The sequence below is a fragment of the Hydrotalea sp. AMD genome, assembly GCF_004100315.1.
Classification (GTDB): Bacteria; Bacteroidota; Bacteroidia; order Chitinophagales; family Chitinophagaceae; genus Hydrotalea; species Hydrotalea flava.
This window is the reverse complement of sequence record NZ_SCKY01000066.1, coordinates 1-3432: the sequence shown is the minus strand read 5'-3', so window position 1 is coordinate 3432 and position 3432 is coordinate 1. Positions and strand designations below refer to the sequence as shown.

2 protein-coding genes are annotated in these 3432 nt (G+C 36.3%); both read right to left on the bottom strand.

Annotated elements, in window-relative coordinates; genetic code table 11:
• Positions 1 to 536: 536 nt before the first annotated feature.
• Positions 537 to 1295: an SDR family NAD(P)-dependent oxidoreductase gene (locus EO766_RS17915; protein ID WP_074420562.1), complete on the bottom strand. Its 759-nt coding sequence runs from the start codon at positions 1293 to 1295 to the stop codon at positions 537 to 539.
• A 60-nt stretch (positions 1296 to 1355) separates the two neighbouring features.
• Positions 1356 to 3380, bottom strand: a complete 2025-nt coding sequence (locus EO766_RS17910; RefSeq protein WP_287101755.1) for a PKD domain-containing protein — start codon at positions 3378 to 3380, stop codon at positions 1356 to 1358.
• Positions 3381 to 3432: the final 52 nt, after the last annotated feature.

Here is a 3432-nt window from a genome sequence, read left to right as displayed (position 1 = left end):
CGTTTGCCAAACTCAATTGCATTAACCCCTTTGAACATAACTAAATATTTTAGACCTCAATTTACTAATTTATTTAGTTATTTCACCCCCCTATCTCTTATTTGTAAATGTTCTACCTAATCCTATATTTTAAAATTGTCTGCAATATTTCGGAGGTCTCTTAAATTTCTATTGGTAATTAATTGAATCAGCTTCCCATTTTGCACCATTATTTAAGGTGAGTCCGGGAATATCTATATGTGTAACGTCATTACTGTTGGTGTTCTGCTTTGTTTCATCCTTTCCACTATTGCATGCAATCAACAAAATGGTGATTAAGAATAGAAAAAATTGTTTTTCCGGAATCTCTTTGTAGAGATCCTATTTTTATCTTTTTCATGGTTTTCGATTGAATTGTGATAAAAAATGCTATATAATCATCAATTGATGCTATTAAAATTACTTTAATATTTTTTAATTCAAAAACAATTTTTAGCTTTTCCGATTTGTTTTTTTAAAATGCTCGCTATTAGTTTTTTGTACATGAAAATACTTCTTTATTCTTTAAAGAAGGTAGATGCATTAGCCTGTGCAGTGCTGGTTACAATTAATTCGTTAATGCAAACATGGGCAGGCAGCGTTGCACAGTAATAAGTAATGTTGGCAATATCTTCCGCATACAATGGTGTATAACCCTCGTAAACAGATTTTGCAGTGGTTTTATTTCCTTTAAAGCGTACCAATGAAAATTCAGTTTCTGCGGCACCGGGATGTATGGCTGTAACTTTTATTTTATGTGGTAATAAATCAATGCGCATGGCTTTACTAAGTGCATCAACAGCATGTTTACTGGCACAGTAGCCATTCCCGTTTACATATACTTCTTTACCTGCTATTGAACCAATGTTAATGATATGCCCTTTTTGTTGTGGTATCATAAATGGTAAAACGGCTTTGGTTACATACATCAATCCCTTTACGTTGGTGTTTAACATGGTTTCCCAATCATCAATATCGGCTTTGTCAAAAGGCTCTCTTCCTAAAGCCAATCCTGCATTGTTTACTAAAACTGTTATTCCTTTCCATTCTTCCGGAATATTTTCAATACATGTAAATACAGCATTCCTGTCTTGTACATCAAATACCAATGGCAATGTTTTAACACTATATTTTTGTTCTAATTCTTTGCTGATTTGTTCTAATCTTTCTTTTCTTCTTCCTGTTAATATCAGGTTCCATTTATTTTTTGCAAATAATTGGGCAATGGCTTTCCCAAATCCGGAAGTAGCACCGGTAATGAGTATAATCTTCTTCATACTATAATGGTTTGAATTGATAATTTTAAACGCTGGAACAATGTAAAAGTGATTGCAAAATTACCTGATTAATATGACTGTGCCATTTTTTGAAATGGTATTGCCTAAATAATCCATTCCTTTTGCGATGAACACATAAGCCCCACTGGGTTGTGCAGTTCCATTCATGGTGCCATCCCATCCTGCATTGGGTTGTGAAGTGGTGTAAATTAGTTGCCCCCAACGGTTATAAATACTAAAAAAATCTAAGCGACTGATCCCTAACAATATGGGTCGCATAATATCGTTTTTTCCATCGCCATTGGGTGTAAAGGCTTTGGGTACCAATATATCAGGCCCTGAATTATATACCTTGACCCATAAACTGTTTTCACCAAAACAACCTGAAATGGAATCAGTAGCTCTTACCGTAAATCTTATTTCGTTAACCGGGCTTGTAATGGTGGCAACAGGATGCGAAATAGCCGGGTTATTGAGATAGACTGATGGTGTCCAGTTGTATGCAAAATGACTGCTATCTGCTAATAAAGCCTGTAATTGCAGAGGTTGATTGAGTACTACTGAAGTATCATTTCCCACATTAATTTGTATGGGCTGTACCACTTTTACCAATACAGTATCTGTTACCTGTTTAATACAACCACTGTTATTTTGCCCGGTTAAAACATAATGAGTAGTTTGGTTAGGGCCTGCAATGGGTTGCAATGTATTGCCATTGAGCAGCGTGTTTATCGGCGACCAGCTAAAATTATCTGCATTGGTATTGCCGTTTAATTGGGTTCTATTGCCAAAACAAATAATAGCATTTCCCGAAGCCTGAACGGTTGGGTACGGAAATACCTGTATGTTAACCGTATCATAAGCAGGACATTTGCCTAAGTTGGCTTGCACATAATAAGTAGTATTAGTAAGTGGTGCTACTTTTGGATTCTTAACCGGCGCAATTGGTATACCGTTAGTGCTCGTCCATTTATAACTGAGTGCATAACTTACAGGGTTAAACTGTAAGGTATCGGTTTTGCAAATACTGGTATCGGGTCCTGCATTAATGGTAATGAACTGTAGTACATTTACCTGTATAGAATCTTTATTAATGCAGCCATTATTATTTACAGTTACCACATAAGTTGCCGTGTCTTTTGGATGTACCTGTGGGTTGGGTGCAGTAGCATTGATAATACTACCCGGTGCCTGTATACTTGTCCATTGAAAACTACTGCCGGGACTGTTGGCGATTAATGGTAAGGTATCTATGCTGCAAATCAGTGTATCATGAAAAGGTAAACTTAAGAAAGGTTTATCAGGAACGGCAATGAATTTAGAAAGCGTATCGGTACAACCTTTTGAACTATATACCGTGAAGAAAACCTTTTTAGTTCCGGTGGAAGCATAAGTGTATGTTGGATTTTGTTGGGAAGAAGTATCTGATGTTGTGTTGGCATCTCCAAAGTTCCATTGCCAGCCGTTTATGATTCCATATTTGGTATTACTTGCATCTTTAAACTGATAAGGATTTAAAATACAACTACCAGAAACAGAAAAATCTGCTTTGAATCCGGGGAAAACAGATACCTGAGCAGTTGCAGAATCTTCGCAACCGCCGGTTGCGGTTACTTTTAATTTCATTTCAAAAGTTCCGGTATCTGAATAAGTATAAGTGGGTTTTGGACTTGTTGAAGTATCTTTCAACGGGTTTTTTAAATCGCCAAATTTCCAGGCATACGACTGTATGTTTGGATTGGTACTCTCATTAAAAAAGTTAAATGTAAAATTGTTGCAGTTAATGTATTTCGGATTGAGGCTGGCGCCGTTTACAGAACAATCGCCAATTGTTAATATAAAATCTTTTCGGTGATGGTCTAATAAAACGCCATTACGCCATTCTTCTACAATTACACATACCACATATTTTCCTGCCGGGGGTGCAATACCTGAAATTAAACCGGTGTGAACGTCAATAGTAACACCGCTACCCAATGGACTAAGCCCCGAGTAAGGTGCTATATAATTTAACCCAAGTTTCCTAAAATAGAAGCATTTGAAATAGGAATAATTTTGAGTTGCGAAAACAAAACTTCTACTCAAATGCTTCAGGACAAAGTTATTGGAATTTACTGTTTAGTGGATGATATATTGA

Bases quoted from the DNA above. Each gene is read 5' to 3' on its own strand.
- EO766_RS17915 (WP_074420562.1), bottom strand. From the start codon at position 1,295: ATGAAGAAGATTATACTCATTACCGGTGCTACTTCCGGATTTGGGAAA.